Annotated in this window: 35 protein-coding genes; 6 read left to right on the forward strand and 29 right to left on the reverse strand. The window is 57.4% G+C overall.

What is annotated here, in order from left to right; genetic code table 11:
• Positions 1–10 precede the first annotated feature (10 nt).
• Genes DBR46_RS00595 through DBR46_RS00615 form a run of 5 tightly spaced genes read right to left on the reverse strand, consistent with a single transcriptional unit; the run spans position 11 to position 5,050 of the window.
• Positions 11–349 (reverse strand): phage tail protein, encoded by a 339-nt coding sequence (locus tag DBR46_RS00595; RefSeq protein ID WP_124524548.1) that lies wholly within the window; start codon positions 347–349, stop codon positions 11–13.
• On the reverse strand, positions 349–3,696 hold the full coding sequence (locus DBR46_RS00600) for a phage tail tape measure protein (protein WP_124524549.1): 3,348 nt from the start codon (positions 3,694–3,696) through the stop codon (positions 349–351). Before DBR46_RS00600 ends, DBR46_RS00595 begins: the two co-directional genes overlap by 1 nt.
• Positions 3,693–3,962 carry a DUF1799 domain-containing protein gene (locus DBR46_RS00605; protein WP_124524550.1) on the reverse strand — a complete coding sequence of 90 codons (270 nt, stop codon included), beginning with the start codon at positions 3,960–3,962 and terminating at the stop codon, positions 3,693–3,695. Before DBR46_RS00605 ends, DBR46_RS00600 begins: the two co-directional genes overlap by 4 nt.
• 47 nt (positions 3,963–4,009) lie before the next feature.
• The gene (locus DBR46_RS00610; RefSeq protein ID WP_124524551.1) at positions 4,010–4,390 is read right to left on the reverse strand and encodes a phage tail assembly chaperone; all 381 of its coding nucleotides are present in this window, start codon (positions 4,388–4,390) and stop codon (positions 4,010–4,012) included.
• 3 nt (positions 4,391–4,393) lie between these two features.
• Positions 4,394–5,050 (reverse strand): phage tail protein, encoded by a 657-nt coding sequence (locus DBR46_RS00615; RefSeq protein ID WP_124524552.1) that lies wholly within the window; start codon positions 5,048–5,050, stop codon positions 4,394–4,396.
• Positions 5,051–5,167: 117 nt separating this feature from the next.
• Between DBR46_RS00615 and DBR46_RS00620 the strand changes: the two genes are divergently transcribed.
• Entirely contained in the window at positions 5,168–5,557 is a 390-nt protein-coding gene (locus DBR46_RS00620) for a DUF4440 domain-containing protein (RefSeq protein WP_124524553.1), read from the forward strand.
• On the opposite strand, the gene DBR46_RS00625 is transcribed toward DBR46_RS00620, so the two are convergent.
• Genes DBR46_RS00625 through DBR46_RS00635 form a run of 3 tightly spaced genes read right to left on the reverse strand, consistent with a single transcriptional unit; the run spans position 5,554 to position 6,991 of the window.
• Positions 5,554–5,970 carry a phage tail terminator-like protein gene (locus DBR46_RS00625; RefSeq protein ID WP_124524554.1) on the reverse strand — a complete coding sequence of 139 codons (417 nt, stop codon included), beginning with the start codon at positions 5,968–5,970 and terminating at the stop codon, positions 5,554–5,556. The two genes, DBR46_RS00620 and DBR46_RS00625, sit on opposite strands and share 4 nt — an antisense overlap.
• Positions 5,967–6,623 (reverse strand): hypothetical protein, encoded by a 657-nt coding sequence (locus DBR46_RS00630; protein ID WP_124524555.1) that lies wholly within the window; start codon positions 6,621–6,623, stop codon positions 5,967–5,969. The genes DBR46_RS00625 and DBR46_RS00630 overlap by 4 nt, the downstream gene beginning before the upstream one ends.
• The gene (locus DBR46_RS00635) at positions 6,620–6,991 is read right to left on the reverse strand and encodes a hypothetical protein (protein WP_124524556.1); all 372 of its coding nucleotides are present in this window, start codon (positions 6,989–6,991) and stop codon (positions 6,620–6,622) included. Before DBR46_RS00635 ends, DBR46_RS00630 begins: the two co-directional genes overlap by 4 nt.
• A 34-nt stretch (positions 6,992–7,025) precedes the next feature.
• Here DBR46_RS00635 and DBR46_RS00640 point away from each other — a divergent pair, with 34 nt between their 5' ends.
• On the forward strand, positions 7,026–7,349 hold the full coding sequence (locus tag DBR46_RS00640) for a hypothetical protein (RefSeq protein ID WP_124524557.1): 324 nt from the start codon (positions 7,026–7,028) through the stop codon (positions 7,347–7,349).
• On the opposite strand, the gene DBR46_RS00645 is transcribed toward DBR46_RS00640, so the two are convergent.
• From DBR46_RS00645 to DBR46_RS00680, 8 genes are all read right to left on the reverse strand, one after another.
• A complete protein-coding gene (locus DBR46_RS00645) occupies positions 7,346–7,849 on the reverse strand; it encodes a DnaT-like ssDNA-binding protein (RefSeq protein WP_124524558.1) in 504 nt (167 codons plus the stop codon). The two genes, DBR46_RS00640 and DBR46_RS00645, sit on opposite strands and share 4 nt — an antisense overlap.
• Before the next feature lie 59 nt (positions 7,850–7,908).
• A complete protein-coding gene (locus DBR46_RS00650; protein ID WP_124524559.1) occupies positions 7,909–8,493 on the reverse strand; it encodes a hypothetical protein in 585 nt (194 codons plus the stop codon).
• 46 nt (positions 8,494–8,539) lie between these two features.
• Positions 8,540–9,502, reverse strand: a complete 963-nt coding sequence (locus DBR46_RS00655; RefSeq protein WP_124524560.1) for a major capsid protein — start codon at positions 9,500–9,502, stop codon at positions 8,540–8,542.
• A 12-nt stretch (positions 9,503–9,514) separates the two neighbouring features.
• Positions 9,515–10,243, reverse strand: a complete 729-nt coding sequence (locus DBR46_RS00660; protein WP_124524561.1) for a hypothetical protein — start codon at positions 10,241–10,243, stop codon at positions 9,515–9,517.
• 425 nt (positions 10,244–10,668) lie between these two features.
• On the reverse strand, positions 10,669–11,760 hold the full coding sequence (locus DBR46_RS00665; protein ID WP_124524562.1) for a minor capsid protein: 1,092 nt from the start codon (positions 11,758–11,760) through the stop codon (positions 10,669–10,671).
• Entirely contained in the window at positions 11,735–13,153 is a 1,419-nt protein-coding gene (locus tag DBR46_RS00670) for a DUF4055 domain-containing protein (protein ID WP_124524563.1), read from the reverse strand. The genes DBR46_RS00665 and DBR46_RS00670 overlap by 26 nt, the downstream gene beginning before the upstream one ends.
• Positions 13,150–14,637, reverse strand: coding sequence for a terminase (locus DBR46_RS00675; protein WP_124524564.1), 1,488 nt, complete (start codon positions 14,635–14,637; stop codon positions 13,150–13,152). The genes DBR46_RS00670 and DBR46_RS00675 overlap by 4 nt, the downstream gene beginning before the upstream one ends.
• A 1-nt stretch (position 14,638) precedes the next feature.
• Positions 14,639–15,247, reverse strand: coding sequence for a hypothetical protein (locus tag DBR46_RS00680; RefSeq protein ID WP_124524565.1), 609 nt, complete (start codon positions 15,245–15,247; stop codon positions 14,639–14,641).
• Between the two features lie 67 nt (positions 15,248–15,314).
• On the opposite strand from DBR46_RS00680, the gene DBR46_RS00685 reads away from it, so the two are divergent.
• A complete protein-coding gene (locus tag DBR46_RS00685; RefSeq protein ID WP_124524566.1) occupies positions 15,315–15,647 on the forward strand; it encodes a hypothetical protein in 333 nt (110 codons plus the stop codon).
• A 117-nt stretch (positions 15,648–15,764) separates the two neighbouring features.
• Here the strand turns inward: DBR46_RS00685 and DBR46_RS00690 are convergent, their stop codons facing one another.
• The 4 genes from DBR46_RS00690 to DBR46_RS00705 form a co-directional block, all read right to left on the reverse strand.
• Positions 15,765–16,109, reverse strand: coding sequence for a hypothetical protein (locus tag DBR46_RS00690; protein WP_124524567.1), 345 nt, complete (start codon positions 16,107–16,109; stop codon positions 15,765–15,767).
• Positions 16,106–16,441, reverse strand: a complete 336-nt coding sequence (locus DBR46_RS00695; protein ID WP_115127766.1) for an MFS transporter — start codon at positions 16,439–16,441, stop codon at positions 16,106–16,108. The genes DBR46_RS00690 and DBR46_RS00695 overlap by 4 nt, the downstream gene beginning before the upstream one ends.
• A 337-nt stretch (positions 16,442–16,778) precedes the next feature.
• On the reverse strand, positions 16,779–17,741 hold the full coding sequence (locus tag DBR46_RS00700) for a hypothetical protein (RefSeq protein WP_124524568.1): 963 nt from the start codon (positions 17,739–17,741) through the stop codon (positions 16,779–16,781).
• Between the two features lie 11 nt (positions 17,742–17,752).
• Entirely contained in the window at positions 17,753–17,944 is a 192-nt protein-coding gene (locus tag DBR46_RS00705) for a Com family DNA-binding transcriptional regulator (protein WP_177413981.1), read from the reverse strand.
• 360 nt (positions 17,945–18,304) lie between these two features.
• Here DBR46_RS00705 and DBR46_RS00710 point away from each other — a divergent pair, with 360 nt between their 5' ends.
• On the forward strand, positions 18,305–20,086 hold the full coding sequence (locus DBR46_RS00710; RefSeq protein ID WP_124524569.1) for a GGDEF and EAL domain-containing protein: 1,782 nt from the start codon (positions 18,305–18,307) through the stop codon (positions 20,084–20,086).
• A 495-nt stretch (positions 20,087–20,581) separates the two neighbouring features.
• Here the strand turns inward: DBR46_RS00710 and DBR46_RS00720 are convergent, their stop codons facing one another.
• The 9 genes from DBR46_RS00720 to DBR46_RS00760 form a co-directional block, all read right to left on the reverse strand.
• A complete protein-coding gene (locus DBR46_RS00720; RefSeq protein ID WP_124524571.1) occupies positions 20,582–21,127 on the reverse strand; it encodes a hypothetical protein in 546 nt (181 codons plus the stop codon).
• Positions 21,124–21,738: a recombination protein NinG gene (locus DBR46_RS00725; RefSeq protein WP_124524572.1), complete on the reverse strand. Its 615-nt coding sequence runs from the start codon at positions 21,736–21,738 to the stop codon at positions 21,124–21,126. Before DBR46_RS00725 ends, DBR46_RS00720 begins: the two co-directional genes overlap by 4 nt.
• A complete protein-coding gene (locus tag DBR46_RS00730; protein ID WP_124524573.1) occupies positions 21,735–22,250 on the reverse strand; it encodes a hypothetical protein in 516 nt (171 codons plus the stop codon). Before DBR46_RS00730 ends, DBR46_RS00725 begins: the two co-directional genes overlap by 4 nt.
• Positions 22,247–22,723 (reverse strand): hypothetical protein, encoded by a 477-nt coding sequence (locus DBR46_RS00735; protein WP_124524574.1) that lies wholly within the window; start codon positions 22,721–22,723, stop codon positions 22,247–22,249. Before DBR46_RS00735 ends, DBR46_RS00730 begins: the two co-directional genes overlap by 4 nt.
• Entirely contained in the window at positions 22,720–23,334 is a 615-nt protein-coding gene (locus DBR46_RS00740; protein ID WP_124524575.1) for a hypothetical protein, read from the reverse strand. The genes DBR46_RS00735 and DBR46_RS00740 overlap by 4 nt, the downstream gene beginning before the upstream one ends.
• A gap of 1 nt (position 23,335) precedes the next feature.
• Positions 23,336–24,142, reverse strand: a complete 807-nt coding sequence (locus tag DBR46_RS00745) for an ATP-binding protein (RefSeq protein WP_124524576.1) — start codon at positions 24,140–24,142, stop codon at positions 23,336–23,338.
• Positions 24,132–24,977, reverse strand: coding sequence for a replication protein (locus DBR46_RS00750; protein WP_124524577.1), 846 nt, complete (start codon positions 24,975–24,977; stop codon positions 24,132–24,134). Before DBR46_RS00750 ends, DBR46_RS00745 begins: the two co-directional genes overlap by 11 nt.
• Before the next feature lie 65 nt (positions 24,978–25,042).
• Entirely contained in the window at positions 25,043–25,657 is a 615-nt protein-coding gene (locus DBR46_RS00755) for a hypothetical protein (protein ID WP_124524578.1), read from the reverse strand.
• Between the two features lie 50 nt (positions 25,658–25,707).
• On the reverse strand, positions 25,708–25,887 hold the full coding sequence (locus DBR46_RS00760; protein WP_124524579.1) for a Cro/CI family transcriptional regulator: 180 nt from the start codon (positions 25,885–25,887) through the stop codon (positions 25,708–25,710).
• 109 nt (positions 25,888–25,996) lie between these two features.
• Between DBR46_RS00760 and DBR46_RS00765 the strand changes: the two genes are divergently transcribed.
• Together DBR46_RS00765 and DBR46_RS00770 are read left to right on the forward strand one after the other, a co-directional pair.
• Complete coding sequence (locus tag DBR46_RS00765; RefSeq protein ID WP_124524580.1) at positions 25,997–26,653, forward strand: LexA family transcriptional regulator; 657 nt, start codon at positions 25,997–25,999, stop codon at positions 26,651–26,653.
• Complete coding sequence (locus DBR46_RS00770) at positions 26,653–26,892, forward strand: hypothetical protein (protein WP_124524581.1); 240 nt, start codon at positions 26,653–26,655, stop codon at positions 26,890–26,892. Before DBR46_RS00765 ends, DBR46_RS00770 begins: the two co-directional genes overlap by 1 nt.
• The last annotated feature ends 63 nt before the right edge of the window (positions 26,893–26,955 follow it).

Consider the following 26,955-nt stretch of genomic DNA (forward strand, 5'->3'; position numbering starts at 1 on the left):
GGCGGTTATCTCAGGGGTGAAAGGTTTGCTGGAATGTGGCGGTGATGGCGTAGACCTGGCCACCGCGATGCACGGGCTTGTAGCCGTTGCACTTGTAGAGGCCAAGCTCCCCGAGGGGCGGCGTCCAGAGAAACGCCTTTGCCCCCTTGTGCCGATCAAGGAACGCCTTGATCAACATCACCCGGGGCTTGCCGCCTGTGAAGACGAGCGGCCAGGACTGGGACTGATTGTTGAGGCCGTCCTCGACCGACTGCTCGTAACCGTCCCCGAACTGCTTGGTGCGAACGCGCTGGGCAACATCCCCTTCCGCGCCCTTTTCCGTCTCCCAGATGAATCGTTCGATGGCCATCAGCGCCCCTTGATTGCTTTGTTGATGACGCCGCCCTGGCGCATGTCCTTCGTCCGTAGTTCCTGATACCTCTGCTCGACGAAGGTCGCCAACTCTTTGCCGAACAGGTCGTAGCCGGGATCATCGGATGAGGACGACGTGTTGCCGTCTCCGTCGATATGCACCTCGACATTGATCTGCGTGCCGCCACCGCCACCGCCGCCCATCGCCATAACGCCAAGCTTGCCGCTGGAGGTTCGCGTGAGTGGCATGATCGCCTCTTCGCCCGCCTCACCCATGATGCCGGTCTTGCCGTTGCCCATACCGAACGCCTTGGGCTTACTGACGACAGAGTTGGTGAAGGCACCGCCGTCGGCGAACATCTGCACGCCATTGGCCCAGGCACCACCGTCCGCCTGAAAGTAGGCGCTGGAATAGCCAGCCTGCGATGCGCCGAGGTTTGACGACGTGGCACCGGCAGACCCGGCCGCCATGCCATTGCCACCTCCGGCCGCGCTGCCACCGAAGTAACTCGCAGCCGCGCCCACCAGACTGCCCAGCAATGCCGAGCTGGCCTGGCGCGTAGCAATGCGCGCCATATCCGCCAAGATCGATTTGGTGAAGTCAGAAAACTTCGCCTTCCCCGTGAGCACGAAATTGGAAACCGAGTCCTCCATGGTGCCGAAGGCGTTGCCAAACAGGCTTTTTGTCTGACCGGCGATGTTCTGCGCCGAGTCCAGGTAGTTTTCCCAGGCCGCCGTAGCGCCCTTCGTCCAGTCTCCTTGGGCGGCCTCCACATCCGCGTAGTTCTGCCGAATCTGGTCGGTAGCCTTCTTGTTCGCGTCGGCGAGCGCCTGCGATTTGCGCGTGAACTCTTCATCCGACATGTTGCGCGACGGATCGGAGCGCTGATTTTCCAGTTCCAGCGACTGCTGAGCAAACCGGTCTTGCTGGCTGTTCAGTTGCCCGTTGAGCGCGTTCTGGCGATCACCCTGGCCGACGCCCAGCACGGCGCGCTGCCCGGCCAACTCCAAGGCTCGCTGTTGCTGCCCCAGTGCCTGTACGTACGAGCTGATCGCCCGCTCCTGCTTGGCAAGTCGCCCGACCTCGTTGGTCGCCAACACCTCAAGCTGGCTATCGGCATCCTTCTGCGCCTTCACCATCCCTGCGCGCGCGTCGGCGATCTTCTGGTCTAGCTGGATGCTTTGCGCGGCTGACGTGGTTTTCTTGCCCTTGGCGGCCTCCAGCGCAGAGATCTCGGACTCGTACGCGGCCGTTACCTGGTCATGTTCGTTGCCGATCAGCGCCTGGCGACGCACCAGGTAGTCGGCCTCGGAGATGAGGCCGGCCCTCTGCGCCGCGTCCAATTCCTTCTGGTAGTTTTTGTAATCGGCTGCGATGGCTGCCAGGTTGTTCTTGGCGTCGTTGAAGCCGGTCAGGTCAACCTGACTGCCTGCCGTTTTCGGGTCTTTGTTCTTGGTCTCAAGCCCCTTCAGTAGCGTGTCGTAAGCACCACCAGAGAACTTGGCGCCGTCGAAACTGACACCATCAAGCAATGGTGACTTCTGCCCGGTTTTCTCGGCGTTTTCGTAAAGGGCGCGGAACTGATCGTTGAGTTTCTTCAGCCCAGCCTGACGTTTGGCCAGAGGGTTGACGTTATCGAGCTGAGCATCCAGCGCCCGCTGAGCGTCAATGGCCTTCTGATTGGCGTCAGTGTTTTCACCGGTGGCGATTGCCAGATTTGAACTGGCCGCCTGCCTGGCTTTCAGACCTGCAAGTTTCTTTTCCAGAGCCTCGGTCGAGTCGTCATGCTCGCCGGTGCCCAGGCCCAGCGCAGTGTTGAGTGAGCTGAGCCCGTTGGAGATTGCGCCAGCTACACCACCACCCTTCCGGGTATCCAGCACCCGCTGAGTGATCTCGATCTGCTTGGCCAGGTCGGGGAAGATCTCCGACCGGACTTCGGCGTACGCGCCTTTGATGGCGGTCTTGATGTTGTCCCAGTCGCGCTCAACGTCGGATAGCGACTCGCGGTAGGTCTTCAAGCGCGTCAGCGCAGCCTGATTCAGATCCTCGCTGAGAACATCCAAAGCGCGCTGGCTTTCGCCTTGGTCATCCAGCCCCTTGATCACCTGGTACTGCTCAAGAGTGAGCAATCCATACTGGCTGCTGATCTTTCCGGCTGCCTCCGTCGCGGTGTCGCCGGCGGTGGCAAAGGACTTAGCCAACTCGCCCGCGCCCTGCCCAGTGACCTCGCTGACCGCCGCGGCAGCTTCGGCCAGATTGCGCATCTGCGTTCCGCTGGTGGCTGCGCCAGACGCCAACGACACAACCGCCTCCCGCGCGCCGGTCAAGTTCCCGGTAACGCGGCCGGCACCGTCAGCCATGTCCTTCAGGCTCGCAATGGTCTGCCCTGCACCGTTCGTGCCGCCATTGATTGCAGCGTTGAACTCGCGCGCCTGCTTCATCGCGTCGAAGTAGGCGTAGCCAAGCGATCCAATAACAGCGACCAGCAGGCCGGCCGGGATCAGCATCCCCGCAAGGCTCTTCGCCGACTCACCGGCGCCGGCACCCAGTTGTGCAATGGCCCGCGCCCCGCTGCCCAGATCGCCCGCCTGAATGGCGTTGACGAGCTGCATCACGTTTTCTTGAGCCTGGCGCGTACCCAGTTTGAGCTTGTCGAACGCGCCAGCAGTCTCAGTCAGGCCAGACCGATCCTTTCCTATCTTCGCCAGCGCCTCGTTGTAACGCTCTGCGTCGATCTGACCGGATTTATGCAGGTCGTTGAGCGCCTTCTCCTGGGCTTCCAACTTCGCCAGCTTGGCGGTGACCGGATCAATCCCGTTGACCGTGCGTTTCAGCGCCTCAATCTGACGATTTTCCGCCTCAATCAGTTTCTGTTTCTGGGCCAGTTCCTTCGCTTCTGCCTTCTCGATCTTGTCGTAGGCCTTGCCCAGTTGGTCCTGGTACTTCGCTTGCTCCTCGATCGTGACCAGGCCACCCTTGCGAGCGCGCTCCAGCAAGCCCTCGGCCTGCACCAGCGATTCAATGCTGTCGATGTTGCCCGTCATTGCCTTGTCGAGTTGGCTGATGACGCTGATTTCCGCTACTGCGCTGTCGGCCGCCTTGCGGCTTGCCCCGGTCTGTCGATCCCTGGCAGCAGTGGATTTGTCGATGCTTTGAGCAACGTCCGCTTCGGCCTGGGAAACCTTCTTGCCGGTGTTGGCCAGGCCTTCACCAGTTTTGCCGAGGTCATCGATAGCCTTCTGGGCACCTTCCGACGAATCGACCAGCTTATCCAGATCGTCAGCAGCCTTTGCGGCCTGCGAGGACTCAACCGCAATGCCTAGGGTGGCGAAGTTCGTGCTCATTTGGTTTCTCTCTGTTCCGCCATCACCTGCAGGGCTTCAGCCTCCATCCGCCGGAAGTCACTGAAAAGGGTTTGTCGCTGGCTGATCGGCACGCCGCACATCCGAATCACACCGGAGAGAACGCTGTAGTCCATGCCTGTTGCGCCGCACGCGCCTGTGCGCCACTGGGTGCTCATGGCCTCGAAGACCTTGAAGGCGTCCCAGTTGTCGGGCCAGATGCCGACTTCCTTGTCGGGGATGTCCTGGCGAGACAAACCGAAGGCCATCAGGTCTGCATCTGACGGCCCGGGTTCATACAGCGCGCGGGAGGCGCTTAGGAGTTTCCCAGGCGGGCTTCGCTGAAGGCTTCGGCGTACGCGTTAAGCACCGCCTTGGGCGCCGAGTTGATCGAGTTGACGAGGATGCGCACGTTTTCAGGCGTGAACTTTTCCTCGATGTCCCAACCGACGACCACGTCCATCAACTGATCGGCTTGCAAGGCGATCTGAGCGGCAGTGAACGCCTTGAGGTCCATGTCACCGACTTGCTTGCTCAGCTCGTTGTGGCGCTCATTCCAGCCGGTGTACAGCTCGGCAAGTGCGGTACGGTCCAGGTACTGGAACTCGAACTCGACCTTTTCGGCGTTGTAGCCGGCCCGCTGGATCAGTACGGTCGCCTTGAACGTGGGTTTCTGGATCAGCTTGAACTTGGCCATGGGTTACACCGTGGTCGCGTAGCGAGTTGGCAGGCCAGTCAGGGCAACGCTGATAACACGGGTCATCAGGTTGTTGCGCGACATGGTCGGCGTCGCGGTGATCGACACGTAGCCGTTGTAGATAATGCTGCTACCACCCGGGAGGTTCAGGCGGAGCAAGCGAGGCTGCTTGTCGTCGTCCGCTGCCTCGCAGACAGCCACATAGGGCTTGGACGGATCGTCAGCGACGGTGTAAGTCAGCGTGATCGGGTTCTTGGTGGTCGGCATCTGGCGATCGTTGTCGTCGGCCACGAAACCAAAGGTCAGGAACTGCTGATCGCCACCGGCCGAGTTCATTTCCGTGACCTGCGAGATCTCGGTGAAGGCAGTCACCTCGCGGACAAAGCCGATACCGGAGCCCGCTGGATACTGCTGAGTGTTGGTCGTGTTCACGCCTGCCAAGGCGAACGTGCCGCTGGCAATTACCCCCACGCGGACACCGCGGCCGTCGAGGCGAGTCCAACCGGAATTGACGGCGATTACATCGCCCTCGGCCAGGCCATGGGCTGCAGCAGTTGCGATTGCCGGATTGGCATTGTTCAGCGCAGTAAACGGGATTTCAACGCCGTAAGTCGATGCAATCTCAAGGGTAGCGCCGTTGGGCATTTGGATGCCGGCCATGGGTGTTTCCTCTTTCCAGAAATGACATAACCCGCACAGAGGCGGGTTATTGGGTTTGCCCTTTGGGCGGTGGAAGTGCTAATCAGTTAGCTCCGTGATGAAGCACCGGGGACAACTATGTTGACAGAGGCCGCTCTACTCAACCTGCTTCAAGAAATGGAAATTAGCTTGCATCAAACGAGTGTCCGCAGTAACCCCGAACAACTCGATCGTCTATTGCACAGAGACTTCCATGAAATAGGTCGCTCAGGTGCCTTCTATTCAAAAGCTGATACGGTTGAAAGCTTGCCGAATATGAAGTCTCGCGTCGAAATCCTGGCGCGAAATTTCAAAATGACCGTGATCTCCAAAGACGCTTGCCTGCTGGTATACGAAGCCTCCCAATCCAGCCGCGACGGAGCATCAAGGCAATACGCGCGCAGATCTTCAATCTGGAAGCTTGAGGCTGGAAATTGGCAAATGCTCTTCCATCAAGGGACGCCTACTCACCCGCTTGATCCTGGCTAAACGATGTCGGCTCTGTATTCGAACGACACCGGCACGGTATATGTGGGCGGGTCGGGAATGCCCGGACCAGGATCAACTGGCGACATCGTAACGACGGTGAGGCCTGCCTTTGTGTCTCTCGCATAAAGCGGGAACAGCTTGGTCAACTCAGCCACTAGTGGGTTCGTCTTGGTCTTGCCGGTATTGGCCGGAGCCACAATGCTGACCTGGTAGACGCCGATGAAAGCTCGATGGTCGCCGGCTAGCGTGCTGCTGGCCGTCTCACCCGGGAGCATGAACGCCCGCAGGTAGGTCTCGCCGTCCGCCGGGTCGTACTGAGTGTTTTCGAACACGACCTTGATGGGCTCCGCACGCGCTTTACTCCAAGCGAGCAGCTTTGCCTCATAGATCGACGCGATGATGGCATGGCTCATACTTGGTTATTCCTGATGGCGTCATCGACAGTTTTCTGGAACTGAGACAACGTGACCCGAATCATCCCATGAGGCGCTTGCTTGCTATGCCCGTACTCAAGGGGGATTCCGTAGGGCAGGTTATTCACGATGTAGGCCGTTTGCCCCGCTGTCAGGGATTGAACCTGCGCTTTGAGCACAGCGATGCTGACGTTACCGCTGACATCGATTTGATCAAGCACTCCCTCGGCCGGCGTATCAATCGAAAACTGCCAGTTCCCGCGAAACCGCCCGCCGACGTAGCTCTTGCCTGCCACCAAACCGTTCACGCTGAAGTTCTGGTCGCGCTCGGTCTTGGTCAGGGGCTTGGCGTACTTCACGCCCTTTCGCAGCTTGCCGGCTTTGGTGAAGTTCGATTCGTTCAGGTTGATTATCGTATTGCGCACCGCGACCTTGAAGTCATAGTCATCGGCGGCTCGCTTGTTCGCCTGTCGGTGAACGACATTCGCCGCCCAGACCTCAGGATTCCCAACCGGCGACATACGTATCACGCTGCTACCGATCTCAATGACGATCTCGCGGATGGTCGCATCTATGCTGCCTTTCGTTCGCTCGGCGAAGTCGCGAATGTTCTCAGCAAAGCTGCCGTTCATACTCGCGTATTTGTTCGTCATGATCGCACCTGCAGCTCATACAAGATCGGCGTGCCGGCCGGATTGACCTCTTTCAGCGGGGGCACGATTGTCCAAGTGCGCCCTTGGACGATGACCTGGTTCAAAAGATCAGGCGCCCATTCCAACCCCTGCGCGGCGATTTTCAGTTTCTTGTCGTCCTGCTTGATAAGGCTGTTGTTCTGGAATTCCTGGCCGGTAAAGTCTAGCAGGACTCCATGGGCAATTTGCTCTACAGTCGCGCCAGGCGATTCACCACCAGTCTCAGGATTGTATTCGCCCGGCTCCGATTTTCTGATGGCCACTGGTTGGCCGAACTGTGTTATTAATCGTAAAGCCACTTCTGCAAATCGGTCATAAAAGTGCGCCATATCAAACTCTTCACTAATTCATCGAGGACAAGGAATGACTCCCGAAAAAAAGGCAGCGACGGTACGAGAGGCACGCTTAAAGTTGCAAAAAGACGTCGATTCCGGCGTCGATACTGAAGCAAGCAAAAAAGTGCTACGAGATTCCATTGTTGCTTCTCTTAGAGGAACGCACCGAGCGATCTGGGCATCAGAATTTGCAATGAAACTCTTCCCAGCTGATCAGGAAACCCTGCCTTCTTTGTTTGAGTTCATCGAACAATTCGAGGAGATGATTGCTAAAGACATAATCTCTTTGCCAGCCGAAGAGGAAGACGATTTCACCCGCCTTGATGACGTAACGGCAATGTATCGAATTTAAATTTTTATCGACCAAAGCCCGCGTTTAAGCAAGTAATCAGCAAACTGGCTTCGACTTGGTCGGCTTGGTGCCGCAGGAAGAAGCCTACTGCTGGTGTTGCTGATTGGTGCATATTCAACACTAACCGCGCCTTCGACACGCTCGCGGACTACTGCTCCTTGTCTTTGGTCGATTGGGTCGACGTCGTCGGTATGGATCTCAGCAGCAAGCGCCATCTGCCCGTACTGGATCCGAGCCGGTAGGTAGTTGTTCGGCTTGATCTCGTGATCCAACAGCACTTCCCGGCGCGGCCAGGACAGAGCTTGCTCGCTGTTGGACTTGCGTCCTTTCCAGACCATGCCATCCATCGCCAAGGCGGCCCGGCGCAGCAACGCTTCCTGCTCGGGAACGCCTGCTGGGATAACCGTGCCAAATTTCACGGCATACAGGGCCAGGTCCTCGGCGCTTGCATAGCTTTCCGCGTCAGGCTTGCCGGTGCCGTCCTCGATAATGAGTGTCATGCGTCAACTCGCTGGAATGGTTTGAAGATTGGCCGCCGGATCACCGACAGCCAGCATTATCACTCCTTGGACAGATCAGCTACGAGCCTTTCCAGGGATTCTTTCGAGGCGTTGGCGCGGTAAGGCACCTGGGCTTCGTCCAGCTTCGCTTTCAACGCCGCGACTTCGCCGGCCTCGTCAGCCGTCTGCGCGACTGCGGCCTTCTTCAGCGCTTCAATCTCACTACGCAACTCGTCGACGGTAGAGGCCAGGTCGTCACGTTCCTTGGTCAACTCACCAAGAGAGGTATGGGCGGACTCAAACGCATCAAACAAGCAGATCGCCAACTCGCCCGTTTCTGGACGCACCATTTCGCCAGTTTTCAGGCCGTCAACCAAGAAGACAATTGCATTGTTTTCAGCGCGCAGGCCGGCAATGAGGCGTTCCAGTTCAGCCTGATTGTCGGTGCCGACAACCTGCACTCGAGCGCCTTCCTTTACCGAAACATCGACGCCAACCGACTCATAGGCGTCAACCACCTGCGGCCAATCGCCAATCACCATCACGCTGGTTACACCCGCTTCCGGCTTATCGAAGTGTTCCGGGTTGCGATAACGCTCATCCGGGTCGAAGCCATCAAGCTGATTGCTGTAAGTCAGTTTCATGAATATCTCCGTGGCGGCCATTTCTGGCCGCCTTCAGGGGTTGTTATCAGCCGCCGGCTGGAGGCGTGGCAGTCAGTTTGATCATCACGCCGGCGGTGACCTTGTTGCTGCCCGCGTGCTTGACCCAGTTAGCCGCGGAGCCAACGGCGGCGAGGGTTGGGTTGGAGCCGCCGGTGGTGGCTTTCCAGCTGTAACCCAGCACGTCGATGTTCACGGTGCCTTCTGCGCGGTAACCGATGCTCAAGTTCTCTTCGTCGTTGACTTCGTACGAGCGGAAGCCTGGAGCCTGAGACTCGGTGATGGTTACGGCGTTTGGCAGCAGGCCGAAGATCACGTCCGCCGGCGCGGTGTCGGTTACAAGCACCGGCTTGCCGAGAGTGCCGGGCAGACCGCCGTAGATCACGACACCGGCTTCTTCGTAGATCTTGTTGGTGATCGCCTCGTCAACGATGTCGAAGTACGCAGACGAGTGCATGACCCACAGCGCGATGCGGCCGAACTTGTCGCCGAACTTGCGCATACCGCGCGTCAACGTCTTCTTGCCGTCGGTTTCGATATTGGCGGAGACCACCATTTCGGCGTTGGAGCCGATAGCGGCGCGCAGGCCGGCAGTCGCGTACTGGATGAAGCCTTCCAGGGTCGCGTCGGCCACGTCGGCACCGACGATCTGGGAGAACTCCTCAACCGGACGACCGCGGCGCTTGAACGCCTCTTCGGTGGTCTGGTACGGGCCATACTTCCAAGGAGCCTTGACGCCGACAGCTTCGCCAGCGGTGATTTTCTTGGCGGTTACCTTGCCTTCGGAGTTGACGTCGCGGTGTTCCAGCGAGCCGTTCAGCTTGTAGAGCGCGCGCTTGCGGAAGTCGCCTTCGATCAGCTCGTTGTCGAGCACCATCGCGCCGTTGGACGATGCGTTGAACACATCGAGGTTGTCCTGGACACGCTCCAGGTATGCGGTTTGCGCCTCATCGTTGTAGATGATCAGGTCGCTGTTGACGGTTGTAGCCATGGGTTTGTCCCCTTACTTGGGCAATGCGAGATATGCGGTTTGGCCGTGCTTGCGCTGGAAGTCGCGCTTCTGCTCGGAGGTCATTTCGGAGCGCTTGAATGCAGCCTGGCCGCCACCCCCGCCCGGGGCATGTGTCCCTGAAGCCCTAGGCCACAGGTGAGGTGCGCTTTCGCGCAGGGATTCCGCCCATTCGAGCGGGGTCAGAGGGGACTTGCCGTCTTTGCCACGGACAATTTCTCCGTGCTCATCGACAGCTACCGCTTCACCCTCCTCGCTCAGAGAGAACACGCCCTTGGCGCGCAGGATGATGTCGTCGGTTGCTTCAGGGAGTGCACCAGCCTTCAGGGCTGCGCCGCGCACCGAGTCACCCAGGACTTTGCCCTGGAACTTGGCGGCGAAGGCTTCTGCCTTCTCGGCGCGGCCGGTGACGGCCTTCAGTTGCTTGTCGTAGTCACCGCGCAGGCGCTCGGTGCGGCGGGTGAAGACCTCGTCCACCTTGCCCTCGGTCAGCAGCTTGGTTTCTTCGTCTTGGCCGGCGCGGCTGAGCAAGCCCTTCACTGCATCGATGTCGATGCCTTCGAACTGGGTTTCAAACTGGGTCAGCTTGCCGGAGGTTTCCTTCAGCTTGCCCAGCAGCTCCGAGTTCTTGGTTTTGAGACCAGAAACAGATGCCTCAACGGCAGTCGCGATAGCGGCCTTGATTGCCGGATTTTCCAGGTCGATTTCGTTTTCTTCTGCCACGTTGATGCACCCCTTGGGTTTGGTCGGCCCGCTTTGCAGGCATAAAAAAACCCCGGATAACCGGGGCTTTTGGAATCGTGTGGTCACATACCTAAGTCGCGCTCCAATCGGTACGCTTTCCTTCGGTTATCATCTGGTAGTGCGTCTACATACAGAGCCGTGCCCAAAGGGCTTTTAGACGAGGCGATTTCGCCAACCAGCCAGTGCGTAGACAGGGCGCGATTGAGACTGTCCAAATAGGCTTGTGGATCATCCAAACGACCTTGGGCATGAACTTCGTCACAAATTTTTTTAAGTTCATTTCGTTGCGACGCCGAACAAGTATTATTTATTATCGCGACCGCCGCTGCCCTTAACAAATTTGATACTCGGACGATTTCCTGCGCGGTTAACTCGTTTCGCATTTGGTCTGAATCCATCAGTGTCTACGTCTGCAATCCTGCCCTTTCAAACGCGAGCGGCTCAAGCACTTTCATCTGCTTTAGCGTCAGCGGCGCAAAGTTTCGATCAAGCTGCAGCTCGGCAAAGCGCTCCACAGTCAACCCACCCTCCCGGAAAAGCTTGGCCCGGACTGGGCCGATAGCAACGTCCTGGAACGAAGCTGGTTGCTGCTGGAGCCATTGGTAGTAATCCAGACTCGCACTTATCTGCTGGCCGCCATTGGCGCCAACCGACGCCCGGGTAGCGCCCTTGGCAAACATCTCACTGAGTTTAGTCAGCAGAATGAACGTAGTGCGGCAGTTCGGGTGAAACGGTGGCCGCGGCCCGGAATCGACTGGGAACCGGCGCTTGTCCATCGAGCGGCATTGCTGGCTGGTCTTGCTATCCAGCGTGGCAATCATCTGGATCTCTTGCACGATGTCCGTATTGGCCTTGGCCACCTCCATCCGCGCCTGGGCCGACACATGCTGAATCGCGGTGTGCACGATGGTGCTGGCGTTACGGTTTGTGGTCGCCAGGATGCCGTCTTTGTATCCGGCCGCCTTGGTACCGCGAATGTTGCGGATGATCTGGAAATTCGTCTGTCCTTCGAAGAAGCCTTGCCGGATCGTGCCGGTAACCCGCTCACGCTCTTCACCTGTCCAACCCTTGATAAAGGCCTTCAGCAGCTTCCCGCCGCCTGTGCCGCGCACACTCAACGGGTTTGTCAGGACAGCCGTGCGGATTGCGGCGGCCGTCGGCCCGACCACATCCAGCGATACACCTACCGGCGCCGACCGGGCAAGGCTGGTCGCCTCAAACTGCGCCTCATAGTTGGCGATATCCACCAAGTCGAGGTTCAGTTGCGCGCTGTAGCGGTCAAAGATGCCCAGCAGCAGGCTATCCACTTCCTTCAACAGTGCTTCCAGGCGCTTCGTGTTGTACTCGGTCAGGTCCGATTGAGTCAGTCGGTCACGGATCGAGCGGTCAATCTCCTTGAGGAAGGGAGCGAACTTGCCCACCTCCCCGGCCTTGAGCTTTTCGAGGAAAACCGCGTGCCGGATGGTCGCGTCAAGGATTGCTTGGTTTGCCGCCATTCGTTTTGTCCTCATCGTCCAGGCCCAGGCCGTCACCCTGCTCTTCTAGCTCGCCGTCGATCTGCTGGTCAGTGCGCTCTGGCGCGATCAGGCCCAGTTTGCGCAGGTAAGCCCGCAGGTCAGCCTTGGCGAAGCCGCCGTTCTGCCACAAACCAACCAGGGCGGTGATCATTTGCGGATCAGCCGTCAGCTCGACGAACTCCTGATTGACCTGGTAGGCAACCTTCTTGTCGGCAATGCCCATATAGGTGCAGCACCACATAATGGCCCGCGTATAGGCTTCGCTGACATTGGCGACACAGCCGGCAAGGACAGATGTCGATGCCGACTGATCACCGCGGGACTCGGTGGCGGTCTTGGCCGCAAGTGAAGCCACCACCATCCGGGCGCCCAGCTCGATCATCATCTGGTTCTTGTCGGCCATGGCCTCCTTGACCAGCGTGTTCGGTGCCGGCTGCGCGTAACCGAAGGCACCACCAGCAGGCAAAAGCATCGGCGCGCGCGAACCGACATAAACCCCCTTCGCCTCTAGTAGCTTCACCCACTGCTCGGTCAGGCCGGAAATCCATGGTTGGGCCTGGCCGCACCAGAAGACGCTGTCTTCATAGTCGGCACTGTTCCGATAGTGGCCCAGGTTGATCATTGCTATGTCGTAGAGCGGCGACTCATCGATGCTCGGATCGTTGTTCTGCGCGCCGACGAAGGTGAATGGGATTTCCTTGAGACGCCCGGTGACGCCTTCCGGCCTGAACTCTTCGATGATCGCCAGCGGCCCGCCACCTTTCGGACCGGACCGACGCCAGACGCGGCAAACAAAGCCGTCGTCCTCCAGCGCCAGTTCCCGGTACTGCTCAGCTGTCTTGTAGCCAAACCCGTCCGGTATCTCCGGCGACTCCCGCAGCACCACTAGAGTCAGCACGCTATGACCATTCACCATTCCGGTGCGCCAGTTGATAATGTCTTCAGCGCAGTAGGACAGGATCACCGAGTGCCCGCCGATGCCGTCGTCCTGGTGATAGTCGACGTAAAGACCGTGGCGACCAGCTTCAAGCACCTTTTCAAGCGTGCCCTGGGAGTGTTGATAAATGCTCACGCCGGAGCCGTTAGCGTTGTCTTGCAAGTACTCCAGCTTCTTCGGTACAGAGAGGGTCGGATCTTTGTGAAAGGCCAGACCCAGCAGCCCGTTACGGGTGTGCCCGGTTGCGTTCTTGAAAACTGCACGCTCTCGGTAAGCCCGGTTTCGGTCTTCGTTCTCCGGCGACTTGTCGTGTGCGTTGATGTACGGCAGCCGATCGACAACCCGGTGCTGGCCCGCACAAACGTCGCGAACGGTCGCCCAGCGATCCAGCACTGACGTGTATTCCGCTCGCTTGAAGGAGACGTCGTTGCTCATCGGGCGTATCCCATTTTGATAGAGGTAGCCGGCTTCCTGGCACTCTTCGCCACCGCGAAGTACCGGAATCCATCAGACCCGTGTGAGGTCCAGTCATGAAGTGGTTTGTCTTTCCAGCAGCCGCGTTTGTCATCCCACTCTTTTCGGTAGTTTTCGATGCAGTTGATCCCCTGTTCGCACTTCGCCTCATCGAACACACAGAGCGGAAGAACCTCCCGCGCCGCTTCGATGCCGTCGCTGATGCCAATTTTCGGGACTACGTCGAACGTCATGCTGTAAATCTGCCCATCGATCTCGTAGCCCTCTTGGGCCAACTCCCGGCGAGTCTTGGCATCACTGCCGAACTCCCGGTTATCAATGTCGTGCGGCCCCCAGTGCTCAGAGTACGTGTAACCCTTGTCCTTGAGCACCTTCATGTAATGGCGCAGGCCTTCGCCGCTGTTCTCGTAGTAATCGATGACGTGAAACTCTTCACCGACCTGACGCACGAACCAGATGGCCGTGGAGTCGCCGACGCCGATGTCCCAGAAGGTCATCACCGGCAGGTGGCTGTTGTTCGGTATCACGCCGATGCGCTGTTGCGCGTAGAGCTTGGTCAACTGCTGGGCGTAGTAGGCGCCCTCGACCGACTGCTGGAAGGCCTCGACCGGGATCGAAGGGTATTCCCGCTTCATGTCGTCGCCGAGCGTCTTCTCCTTGGCCGCGTACCAAGCGCGCTGGCCGTCATTGGTGACGATGCCGTGCTTGGCGTGCAGTTCGTTGAAGTAGTCAGTCAGGCGCTGCGGGATGACCACGTCGGTCGGTTCAAGCCAATAGGCCTTGTTCTTCCACCAGGAGAAGAAGAAAAACTTCCAATCCAGCAGGCCCAGGGGCACACCAGCCAGTTGCTGGCGTTCCGCGCTCTGCGAGTAATCGAAGAAGTAGCCCGCCCTGCCCTCCGCCGTCGACTCAATCGTGACGAAGCAATCGGTGGCGACAGCCTCGAAGGCGCCGGTGACGATCTCTCGGGCCTTGTGGGGAAACTTGGCACAGATCTTCCCGAACTCGGATACGTGCAGATACCGTAGAGTCCCGCCCCGGAAGGATGTGGACACGTAGAGCGATCCGCCCTTGCTGAACACAAGCTCACCAGCAGCATCGTTAGAAGCAGGATTGGCGGCGCGTATCTCAGGAGGCAGGTTGTCATAGGCATATTTGACCTTCTCCCGGAACAGCCGCTTGGCGTCGTTGAGGGTGTGAGCGATCAGGGCGCACTTGGCCGACTCGAACAGCGCCGCATCCAGCTGGATGATGCAGCACTCGGTGGTGAAGCCGAGCTGCCGGGCCTTCAAGATGATATTGCGGGTGTGCATCCCTTCGAAGTATTCGATCTGCTCGTCCGTCATCCGGAAGCGGACTTTCTTGCCCTGCTTGTCCGTGATGAAGTAGAGGTTGTTCAGTCGCCAGTACTTGTCCCGGAGCAGCTTCAAGTGCTCGGGCTTCATGTCAGGCTTCCTTCGATAGATCGTCCATCAGTTTCGAGAGCGCGTCGGCGTCGCTGTTGCCGGCTTTGGTGTCGAGGTCGTAGGCCTGGCGCTCCAGGGCAACCAGCGTCTTCAGGGTTTCGGCCAGTTCCTTCATGGTCTTGGTTCGGCCCGGCAGGCTGATCACCTTGCCATACAGGTCATTGCGCTTATCGAAGCCGTTGTCGTCCGGGTCGCGCATCAGCTCGCCCAGCTCCTCGAACAACTCTCGGTTGTCGGTCAGGCCTTCCAGCTCATCCAGCAGCTTGTTGGTGAGTCGCCGGCTGCGAGAGATGTCTCCTCGGTGAGCCATGCGGATGTTCGCAATGACCTCGGCGTTGACCTCAATGATCTCTCTTTCGGTATCCGCCTGTTTGGTGGATACCTCAGTGGATACCGTGCGTTTGGATACCAGTGCATCGGCCTTGGCCTGGATCTTTGCCTTGAGGTCGCGCTCCCATCCATCACGCTTTGCGCGCTTGTTGATTGCGCCGTGGGTGATGCCCTGGGTTGAGGCGATCTCTCGGATGGATAGCAGCCCGGCCCGGTAGGCGCGCTCGATTGCCTCCCAGTCGGGATGCTTTATAGTCATATCTATTCCAAGTTAATTTCGAGCAAGTCGGCCCTATTTATGTATAACGAACCCTGTGGAGAGCTTTATGGAAAAGGCAACTGAAGACGAACTGCTCAACTCGGCGCGAGATTACGTAGCAGCCAATATGTACCTCGGTAGAAAAGGTGAAAAGCGGGAATCAGTAAAAGCCCATGCAAAAGAGAGGCTGACCCAATCTTCTGAGCTGCTTCAGCAGAATGGCTTTTTGCCGCATCTGCGCAGTAACGTTCCGCCCGGAGCTGATCCGTCAAACTACCTTGCATCGCTTGGCGGCGTTCAGGACGTATTAATTCCGCATGGCAAAGACAACAAAGCCATAAGGGTGAACGGGAATTCAGCTTGGGAGATTTGCAGAAAGCTTTACTTGGGGAGTTTGTAGCCTCTCAAGGTTTTGTTGACTTCCAGACTCATCGGAATCGCGCGGCCTAGGCGGGTGACATTGCTCACCTTCAAAAGCTCGCGCCACGATTTGACAAGCTCGAAAACGTGGCGCGCCTCACTCGGCTCGACGCTCTAAACCGCTTAGTTCCTTGTCACAGTGCAGGCAGTGCTCGCAGTTCAGCGTCCGGCAAAGCCACACCTTCACCCGCTGCCAGTAAGTGACCATGAAGATGTGGCGAGCACCGGCCAGGGCCAAGGCGACATGCAACGTCAGCCCGGCAGTGGTCGGTCCGAAGAAGATGCTCTGGCTGCGTACCATCACAACGAAACCGGTGATGGCGATCGTCGAGTAGATCAGCTTCCCGAGGATGCCGTCCCTCACCTTCCCGCTCAGTACGCACCAAGCTGCCCACAGCGCGATAAGGCCGCAGGCGATGGAGTTGATCAGTTCAAGATTCATGGGTTGCCTCCCCCGAACCGCTGGCGGATGAGCGCCCAAAGGTCAGCGGATTTGATGGCTCGATTGATTGCCGCCAGAAGCGAGCCACCGAAGGCTCCCAGTAGGAAGCCGATGCCAGCGACGATCTTCGGCTCGGTCACGCCCAGGTAGCTGCTGACCATGCTCGTCAGGTAGATCGAGCAGGCCACACCGGTGATTAGGAAGATCACCCAGGCTCGCCAGTCGCCCAGGTCGTCCTTGTGCCACCAGCTGGCGATCACCGCCCCAACGAGGCCCGCAATCAGCAATTCGAACCTGTCGATCTTGTCGAGCAGGCGCTGCAAATACTCCATGCGCTCGACTCCGTGGGGCATGTTTGAAATAAGTCAGCCCCAGCAGCACTCCCAGCTCGGAGCAATGGGTGTGGTGGGGCCGAAAACGAAAAGGCCCCGATCAATGTCGAGGCCCTGAATAGGTGTGCGCGTCTTTCCGCGCTGTCTGCCGACGCCACCCTGGAAGTCAGGTTTGAACAGGGCGCACGGGCTGCCGGTATTTTTCCGTAGCGCTGCACTACCGGCTTATCAGCGTTCAGGCATCCCCCGAAGGGCGACCCTGGCTGTGTCGAGCCTGAATCAGAAATGAAAAAGCCCAGCGCGACGGCTGGGCTCTGTTACGCAGGGTGGTAGAAGATCATGGAGTCCAGTAAGCAATCTTACCGCCTGCACCAACAGCTACAAAATTGCCGTTGCCGTATGCGACGCTCCGGATATCGGTTCCTGCGAAAGTGTTGGTTTGCTGAACCCAGCCAATCCCATCCTCGGAAACGGCTGTCTTGCCGCCGTCGCCGACAGCTACATACTTGCCATTACCGTAAGCAATGTCGCGGATGATGCTTCCACCGAAACTGGTATCTCCAACGGCAGTCCAGCTAAGCCCATCGGATGAATATGCCATCTTGCCATCCGCACCAACGATAAACATTTTCCCGTTGCATAGCTTCATGGAAAGGATGGTGCTAGTGCCGAAGGTGCTGGGCCTGGCCGCGAATGATTGGGGATTACCCGTCGCCATCTTCACAGCGCTAAGCAGCTTCCCATTCGATCCCGCAACCAACACAAAAACGCCAATGACGTTGACGCAGTACACAGTCTCGTCAGAAGTGAAGGTCGTAGTGCGCTCCACCTGGCCTGACCAATCGCCATAACGGGAAAAGACTTTACCGTTAGACCCAACCAGTATCCAGGTCGCGTCGCTGCCGGAAATTGGCTGATAATACACAATGCCTTGCAAATCTCCGGACACGCGAACAGTTGCCGTAATGTTTGTCCAAGCCCTTTCAGGGCGTGCTGTGCTGCCGTAGACCACATTGCCGGATTGAGAAAGGGCTTGAAGCTGTGTCCCAAGACCGTTCCAGTACAGATCGTTGAGGACCTTTCCGCTATCAGAGGTGACGACGTCCTTAAGCTTGGTCCACGCTGTACCAGTCGCGCCTCCGCTGACAAGCTGAGTGGTTGTGGGAAGACCGTTGCCACCAGCCGCATAAAACTTGCCGTCCCCAAAAACCACGCGCCTAAGCATGCCGGTGTTATCCACCGGTTGCACTTGGGTCCAAAGATCTTGCAAGGTTTGAGACGCCGAATTTGCGTTTTCCATTTTAAACTCCGTTACTTAGCTGATTTAAGTTCAGGCCTCTGTATTGGGCGTATGGCGCTCATGGGCGATTGCTCGAGGCTCGTGGCCTTCACATGATTCAACGTCCCACATCGGGAACACTTGATCTGGAGCTCTGTAAACCCACCCGTGCGGGCGAGAAGTCTTTTGCAGTTACCGCATCTGAATTCTTTCAAAATCCGCAAATTCCTTTTGCTAAATCGCCCTTTATTTGGGCAATAAAAAACCCGACTCACTGGCCGGGTTTTTGGTATCAATCTCGATACGCGCAAGATCGACATGATGGGTAAATAGTCTCTCACTTTCTCACTCGAAGCAACAACTGTTTGCCGTCATATGCCTTTTGGGTTGCCACTGACAGTTGAACCCACGTTTTTCGAGTAGTGAATGCGGACAGCCTTGGGAAACCATTCGTACCCGCACGAACTCACCCTCACCACCAACCCCACACCGCGTAAAGCTATGAACGTCATAGACAAATGCAGTCGTAGCGGTGCGGAGCATCTGATACCTTCTTAAAATAGACGTTCCAAGCGAGGGTTATCATGGACGCCAAAGGCCCAGTGCTAGATCTGGATTACGAAGCGATACGCTTAGGTCGAGTGGCGGAGCTATGTCCTCACGATGACCAGACGGACGATGTCTTCGAAAAAATAATCGCCATGACTTCGGAATACTTCAACGTCCCGATCGCTCTGATTTCAATCGTAGGCGAACACGAACAGTGGTTCAGGGCTCGGATAGGAATAGATGAGAAATCAACTCCCCGCGACGTATCATTCTGCGCCCATTCTTTGCTTGATAAAGAACCGTTAGAGATTCTGGATGCAAGAACGGACGAACGCTTCAAAGACAACCCTATGGTGGCCGGCCCTCCGTACATAAGATATTACGCTGGCGCACCACTGCTGACAGACGACGGGTTCTCACTTGGCAGCCTTTGCATAATTGACACTCTTCCCAGAGTTGCGATGAACAGCCGAGACGCAAGAATGCTCGTTCATCTATCTGAACTCGTGATCATGCGTGCCATGGGGTTACGGTCTCGCAACTACATCGATCAACCTACAGGCCTATTCAATCGCCTTCGACTGGAGGAAGATATACGACAGGTCAGTAATAGTGGAACAGCGCACAACCTTTATGCTGTAGATGTGATCTCGCCTAAATTCCTAAATGATGTAGTTAAAGCACTCGGATACAGCTTTTCACAAAACCTGATGCTGAACGTCAAAGCTCGCTTGCGTTCCCTAATACCAAAACAATGCATTCTGTACAAAATTAGCCCCACACGTTTTGGCTTTCTTCTTAATGCAGAAGATCCAATCGAAAGCCTGTGTATGAAAATACTTTCAAGCTTTGACGAACCGGTTGATTGCCAGGGAATTCCCATCTTAATGCAGACTGGAATAGGTGTATTACACATTGGCGATCCAAAGGAAAGAGACTGGCTACGTCTTGTGGTCGGCGCTGCCGATGACGCCAGGGTTAGAAATCTAGGCTGGGCTTTGTATCAACCTGAGCTGGATGCTGCGCAAAAACGAGCGTTTGTGCTCCTAAGCTCATTGTCAGAGGCTGTCCGCTCGACTAACCAATTCAACTTAGTATTTCATCCAAAAATCAATTTGCCGGATTACTCTTGCGCAAGTGCTGAAGCACTGATTCGTTGGGACCACCCTACCCTTGGCCCTATCGGTCCGGCAGAGTTTATACCTCTGGCTGAAAAAACTGCACTAATGCGATCTATAACCTTTTGGGTGCTTGATGCGGTTACAGCGCAGGCAAAGGAATGGAAAAACAAAGGAATAAGATTAAGAATCGCAATGAACGTAACTGTCGGCGACCTTGAAAACTCAAAATTCGTGGATCGAATTGTAGAACTCATAGACGAAAGCGAACTTGACCCAAAAGCATTAGAGCTTGAGTTCACTGAAAGTATACTTATGACGGACCCCAAGACCGTACTAGCTCAGTTAGAGCGCGCGAGAGGACTGGGCATTGAAGTATCTATAGACGACTTTGGTACTGGATACAGCAACTGGTCGTACCTGAGACAGCTTCCAGTTAACACAGTTAAGCTCGATCAATCACTCATCAACAACCTCAGTACAAATGAAAAAGACAAACGACTCGTTAAGACGCTGATCGAGCTCGCTAAAGGGCTAGGGTATAGGGTTGTAGCAGAGGGCGTTGAAACGGAAAAGACCCTTTCCTTGATTAGCCGGTGGGGCTGCACAGAAGCCCAAGGTTACTTGATCACTAAACCTCTGAGCGCGGCGCTACTGACCGAGTGGTTGGAACAGGGAGGCTTTCGGCCCGCGCTCTGACAAGACAAGAGAGCGAGATGTGGCCAAGAGGGGTGGGAGTCAGCGATCTCCCAACGCACACACAGCGCGCCCATCCAGTGGACAATGTTAGTGCCCTCCGAGCTCAACGTTGAGCACCTTCAGTTTTCGGTCTAGTTTTACTAAACCCAATCAGGGACGACTGAAAACAGGGGATAGGACATGTGTAGATGCAAGAACCTATTGGTTGCGGCGATTCTGGCAGCGGGAATGATGTCCCATGCAATCACGGCTAATGCCGAGGGGGATGTAGCCAGAGACGTTAGGACTGATATGCGCGATGCAGACAAAGATGCTGATCGGGCCGGCCATGATATAGACAAAGAATCTAAGCATCTGGAGAAGGAGCGGCACAAGGGGGACCGCCACGTAGACAAAGAGGTGAAGAAAGACATTTAGCCATGACTGCCATTTCGGCGGGCAGCTCCGACTTCAGCTCCCGCCCCACCCAAATAGCGATCTTGAAAACGCCTTATCTTACGCGGCAACCGTTTCGATTAACTCTTCAGCATCAAGCAGTTCTTGGGCTGCAGTCAGCGCCTCGTTTACCAAATCATCTAACCCCTTGCGAATCGACGAACGCCACCGATACCTGGTGGATTCCGGCTTGCCGTCATTGTCCCAATTCGTAATGTCGTACCAGGCGGCCGGGAGCACTGCCGCAGAACGCTTACCCTCGGCACCGGCAACCTGCGGAATCGCCCAGGTCAGCACCGCACACTCGCGAAACCGTTTCGGCGCCGGCGACCTAACCGAATTCAGCAACTCCAGTATCGCGCCGTGCTTGCGTTCCTCGTGAGTGGAGTACTTCGCTACCAGGGCGCGCCAGTGCGCCGGGGTAAGCGCTTTGTGCAGCCGGCCAAAGACCCAGCAGTCCTGGAGCAGCGCCGCTTCCTTGCCAACGATCTCCCCCTTCTGCTTGGCGCACTGAACCTTGGGCTCGAAGTCGCAGCCGCCGGCGGAAGTGATTGTCTCGGCCGCCAGGGCTCGAACTACTGCTGAAACAACGTTGCGATAGGTCATGCGGCTTCCCCTTTCTTCAGTTCTTTGGTCTTTGCCCGGTATTCCGCGGTCATCGTCTTCAACTCATCCACGGTGTACTTCTTGGCCTCATGAGGGCCTTCCAGCCACTCAACCGCTTCGGCGCCGATACGCTTCACCAACTCAATGCGGTAATTCACGATGTTCCCGGAGAGCCGGGTATTGCACGGTGAACATTGGCGGTGGCAGTTCAGCGGCTCGAAGCGAAGTGCGGGATTGCTACCCACCGTGCGGTAATGGCCGGCGTCATACTTACCCTGGTGGTGGCGGCTGCAGCTGACGCACGGAAGCTCCGCGTCACGGGCACGAACCCAAGTATTGAACGCCTGCTGGGTGTCCTTCATGTGATCTGCCCTGCTCTTCAGCTTCTCCTTGCGGACCTTGATGTCCCGGCGACCAACATCAGCCAGGGCTCTCTTGGCGCTCGCCTGCCCCTTCTCCGACCTGCCGTAAGCAATGGCGCACTCGATCTCGCCGCACACCACCTGCGAGCCGCGTGCAGGCGTGAACATCACTCGGCACTCTGGGCAGCGCTTGCGGCGTGGCCCACCGGACGTGAGTGGGGTTTTGCGTTGTAATGGGGTGCGCTTCATGCGGCCTCCTTGAATGCTTCGAACTCTGCCATTTCGGTCAGGCGCTCTTCCGTGAGCGTCGGCCAGTCATGCAGCACCAAGTACCCACAGCACTGGCGCCAGAAGTCTTGGAATGTCTCCTCCCCCATTGAGTCGTAGGAAAGGCTGCGGGGTGTCTTGCGGGTGAGCTGGCCCAGGCCCGGGATGTCGAACAACTCCTCGTCGCAGTACACGCCGGATTCCAGCTGCAGTGCCTTGATCGCGTCGTGGGACCGCTTGCCTGAAAACCGATCGATGTTTTGGCTCAGCACGCGGCCCAGGCCGTGGACCAGACCGTTGAACCGTGGGTTGCGTGGCTGCTTGAGGTCGGCGCGGATCTTGGTGTTGATGCGGAAATCTCGCTCGCGGAGGATCGACCGGTCAGCATCGGAGGAAGGCACGAATGCAGCCACCTCCTTACCGGTTGCTGGATCGACCAGACGGCGCAGCACGAGGTACACGGGCATTGGGCGAGGCTTGGCTGGCTTGGTCATGCTGCAACCCCCGCCAAAGGCTCGCCGCTGCGCCGAGCAGAAAGATGGCCGCGCAAGATAAAGGCGTCGACGACGAAGCCGCCAAGGTCGATCGCCAGCGGAATACCCTCGCCGCGCCCCCGCGCCACGTAATATTTACGCTCGTCGCGCCCTTGCACCGGGTCAAATACGAAGTAACCGCTGTCGGTGACTTCAATCAGGATCTGGTGGTTTCCGCCCTCGATGTTGAGCGACGGGGAGGTGCACAGATAAACGCCTTCATCGGCCAGCGGCGGGCAGTCCAGGCTGGAGAAAGCCGTGTATTCAATGCCAAGGCGCTCCAGCATTTGCCGCAAGGTGAGATCGCCGTCGCGATATGGCTGGTGCATTTCTTGGATGACATCCCGCGCCGAGCGCCCAACGATCATTGCGAGGCAGGTCGACACGCAGCTGTACGGGCACGGTTGCATCTGGTGAGTGATCATCGGGCTCATTGCTGCTCTCCCTTGCCCATGGCGGCGCACTCTTCTTCCCACGGGAAAGCACTGTACGACTCAAAGTCAGTCTCCCAGTGAGCCGGCTCAGTCATGCCCACGTTGTCGTGATACGCCTGGTAGTGGGCACACCTGAAAACGTAAAGGCCTGAACCCTTCTCGAAATAGTCCTCCCGATATTCAAGGATCTCAGCCTGGATCAAGGCCAGCTGTTCGACGGTGATCTGGCCGGTGATAGCGCTGATGAAGGGGTCGTCGCCTTCGCTGTTAAAGACCTCGATCCAGACTGACTCTTCACCATTGCGCCATGCATTGGCGTCGTACTGGCACTGCTCAATATCGTCGCGCAGCGCCTCGTTCTCGGCCTTGAGCTGGTCGCGCTCGGCCAGCAGGTTTAACGCGGCTTCGACGGTGCCGCCATGATGCTCCAGCAGGATCAGCTGCTTGTTTTCTGCGTTCAGGCGCTCGTTCTCGGTGATCAGGGAGGAAATCGTTTCAACCGTGCACACGTCGAAAAGTGCTTCGACGGCCTTGCGGAACTCATGCGGACCATCGCAATTTTCTGAGCGGCAGGCCTCAAGCAATGGTTTCAGGTCGGTGTAGTCGGTCATTTCAAAAGCCCTCCTTTCCGCGCTGCGATTCCCACTCAAACGGGATGACGATCACCCCACCCTCCCGAAGCCGATCAATGCAGCGATCGCCGATAGCGTCCGGCAGCGCCTTTGCATCCAAGTTGGAAACGATCACCGTGGGGCGGATCTGCTCGTACCGACCGTTGATGATTGCGAACAGCGTGGTCAGCTCGAAGTCGCTGGGCTTTTCCTTGCTGACGCCGATCTCGTCTAGGACAAGCAGCGAGGGGCTGATCAGGCTGGCGAGGATTTGGCTTTCGCTCTGGTCGCTGGTGCGGTCGTAGGTCGCCCGGATGGCCTGCAGCACGGAACCGATGGTGCGGTACACAGCCGTGGCGCTGGACCTGGCCATTATCTCGTTGGCGATCGCCACGGACAGGTGCGTCTTGCCGGTACCGGGCTTGCCCAGTAGCAACAGGCAGCGACCGGTCTCGGCGATCTGCGCGAATTCAGCGGCATACCGGCGACAGGTGTTCAGTGTCTTGCGTTGTTCGGTAGTGATCGCGACGTAGCCGTCCAGGGTCTTGCTGGCGAAGCGCTTTGGGATCAGCGCGGCGCCGAGCTTGCGCTCCATCGCCATGCGCAGTTCCATCGCCTTGTTGGCCTGCTGCGCAGCGTCTGCCTTCTCCTGGATGATCCGGCTGCACTCAGGGCACCCGCTTTTCAACTCTCGGCCGAGCACAGGAAAAACCTTCTGGTCGTAGTCGCCGTGAGTTTCGCAGTGAGCGGGCTGGATGCGAGCGCCCGGTGGCAGTTCGGGGATTTGCTGGGATGGCTCAGATCGCATAGGAACCGTCCTCACGCTGAATCAGCCCATCTGTGTAGTTGCGCTCGGCAAAGCCTGTGTGACGCGATTGGGGCGCTGGCGCCGGCGCAGATTCCGCTAGGCGCTTGATCACCCAGGACGCCTTGAAACCCTGCCAGCCAGAATTCAGCGCCTCGGTGATTGCCTCTTCGGCGGTGATGCCAGCCTCGGCGCACTTGGCCAGCTCGGTGTTCACGGTTGACCAGACGGTGGCGGTCACGGCGGCGCGTTTGGCTTTGCGCTGGGTGAGCCAGTCTGCCAAAAGCTGCTCGGGGACGTTGTGCGGGTTGTCGGCCAGCAGCTGAGACATGCCGAACGGCGCCTTGCGATCAGGCTTCGCCGGTTCGGTTTTTGGTTGGGGCGGATTAATCTCTTTCGTAGAAAGAGTTAATAGGGGTTCTTTCTTTGCATAAAGAAGGGAGTCGTCGGTTTTGGTCTGTTTCGCGGCTGTGCCGATTCGGACCACTTGAGCCGAATCAGACGATATGGTCTGTTTCGGCTCTACTACAAAGATCCACTCTTTTGGATCGCAAACTCCGATGTCACCGCGTGCGCCACCCTCTCGGTAGAGTACGCGACGGCGTAACAGGCCGGAGATGGCCTTCGACACCGTGTCGGGATGAATGTGGGTTGCCTTGGCGATATCAACCGCCGGGATGCGATGGGCACCCGTGCTGAAGTTCAAGGTGGCCTTGGCCACGTACAAAACGATCTTCATCTCGCGCGCCGACAAATCGATGGCCATCAGGCCATCCATCATTTGGTTATCCATTCGGGTAAACCCCCGAGGGTTGTGTATCGGAACAATGTTTGGCATGATTTCTCTCGCTTAAAGCTGTTAAAGAAGCCGACCTCGACCGTCGGCTTTTTTGTGCCTGGAATTCAGGCGATGGATTTCAATGGCCTCGCCCCGGCGAGCAACTGCTCCGCACGACGCCCCAGCTCCCCCGCCTTCGCTTCAACCTGGCGGCACTGCTTGGCGAACGCTGGCAAGTGCGGCAGATCCAGTTCGCACATCACCTGGTCATCGAACACTTCGCTGCCGGTGTCGATCACATCGCCCAGCGCGCGGATCAGCGCACCGAAGCTTTTGTTCGCACATTGGTCGCTGGTCATCTGGCGGGCTCCGATCAAGCCGTGGCGGCAAGCCAGCTCGTTCAGGCAGTGATCACGGTATTCAGGCTCAAGGGCGTTGACCCACGACTCTTCCAGCCAGGACGGCATTTCTTGATCGCCGTTCAGCCACCGCTGTACACGCTTTAGCCAACGGCCGGTAGCCTTCACAAACTCACTCACGTCGCCAGTTAGTTCGGGTGAATTGAAATCAGGAACTACCTTTTCCTTGGCTCGATCAGGGATCGACAGGTGCAGCTCACGGCTCAAGGCCTGGGCGAAATCGTCCTGGCTCAAGCTGGTGCGTGCGATCTGGTTTGCAGCATGGGCGACCAGCACCTGATCACGGGTTTGTACGGTGTGTCTGGAACTGGACGTTTGCATGGGGACTGCTCTCTTCTAATCTGGCTTCAATGGAACAGCGGACATGAATATCAAGCGGCCTGGATCTTCTTTGCCGCCTTGAACTTGCCCTTGGAGAGGACCTGAATCTGGTACTGCCGGGATTCAGGGATCGTTTCTCCCCACATGGTCACGGCGCTCGGACGAATGCCCAGAGCCAGTGCCAGCTTTGTCTTACTACCGAAGAATTCGGCGACTTCATCAGTCTTCATTGCGCATCCTCGTTCGATTCTGACGCAATTTCAGCATGCTTAATTTATCGCGTCAACGGCGTTTTATGCCTACTGCATACTTAAATTCAGTTAACTTAATATTGAGTCCATGGAAAGACACGAACGTATTGCCCGCGCTATCAAGCTCAGCGGTAAAAAAAAGGGAGAAATTGCGACGCTTTGCGGCGTAGCGAACTCTGCTGTCACTCAATGGATTTCTGGCGAGAGCAAAAGCCTCCGTCCGGAGAATCTTTACGCGCTCGCTAAGGCGACCGGATTCCGAGCGGAGTGGCTCGGCATTGGCGAAGGCCCGGAACAAGACGCATCGGAGTCCAACGTTTCAATTGCTGCGCAGCCTTCGCAAAGCTTTCGCTACCCGGTAATCAGTTGGGTGTCTGCTGGCTCCTGGGCGGAAGCAGTTGAGCCCTACCCTGCCGGGATCTCGGATCGTTACGAGTTTTCCGAGTACAACTCGAAAGGCCCTGCGTTCTGGCTTGAGGTGAAGGGCGACTCGATGACCTCTCCGGTCGGCACGAGCATCGCCCAGGGATCACTGATCCTGGTAGACACCGAAGTCGAAGCAACGCCGGGCAGGCTTGTCGTGGCCAAGCTTCCTGACAGCAACGAGGCAACCTTTAAGAAGCTGGTCAGTGATGGCGGGAGGCTTTACCTGAAACCCCTGAACCCTGGCTACCCAACTGAAGTTTTTGACGAGAACTGCCGGATCGTCGGTGTTGTTGTTCAGGCTACGCAGAAGTTTCTCTGATGCCCTCCGCTCTTGGAAAACCATCGACCTCATGGCGAGAGGAAAGCTTCTGGAGCAAGGTCTGGCTCTGGGCCTGGCTGGCGCTCATGGTGGTTTTCACAACCGAAGCTGGCATTTGGCCGGACGGCAGCTCATCCAACCGCAAGCGAGTCTTCAGCCCTGGCTTCGTTGTGCTCTGCGCCATCGTCGCTGTAGTTGAGCTGATAGCGCTGAACCACTTCTATGGTGCGCGCGGATGAGGTGAAGGCAGGAAAGATTACGAAGTCGAAATAACAAACTTTTATGTAGGCCAAAATAACAAC

It is taken from the genome of Pseudomonas sp. KBW05 (genome assembly GCF_003852405.1).
Classification (GTDB): Bacteria; Pseudomonadota; Gammaproteobacteria; order Pseudomonadales; family Pseudomonadaceae; genus Aquipseudomonas.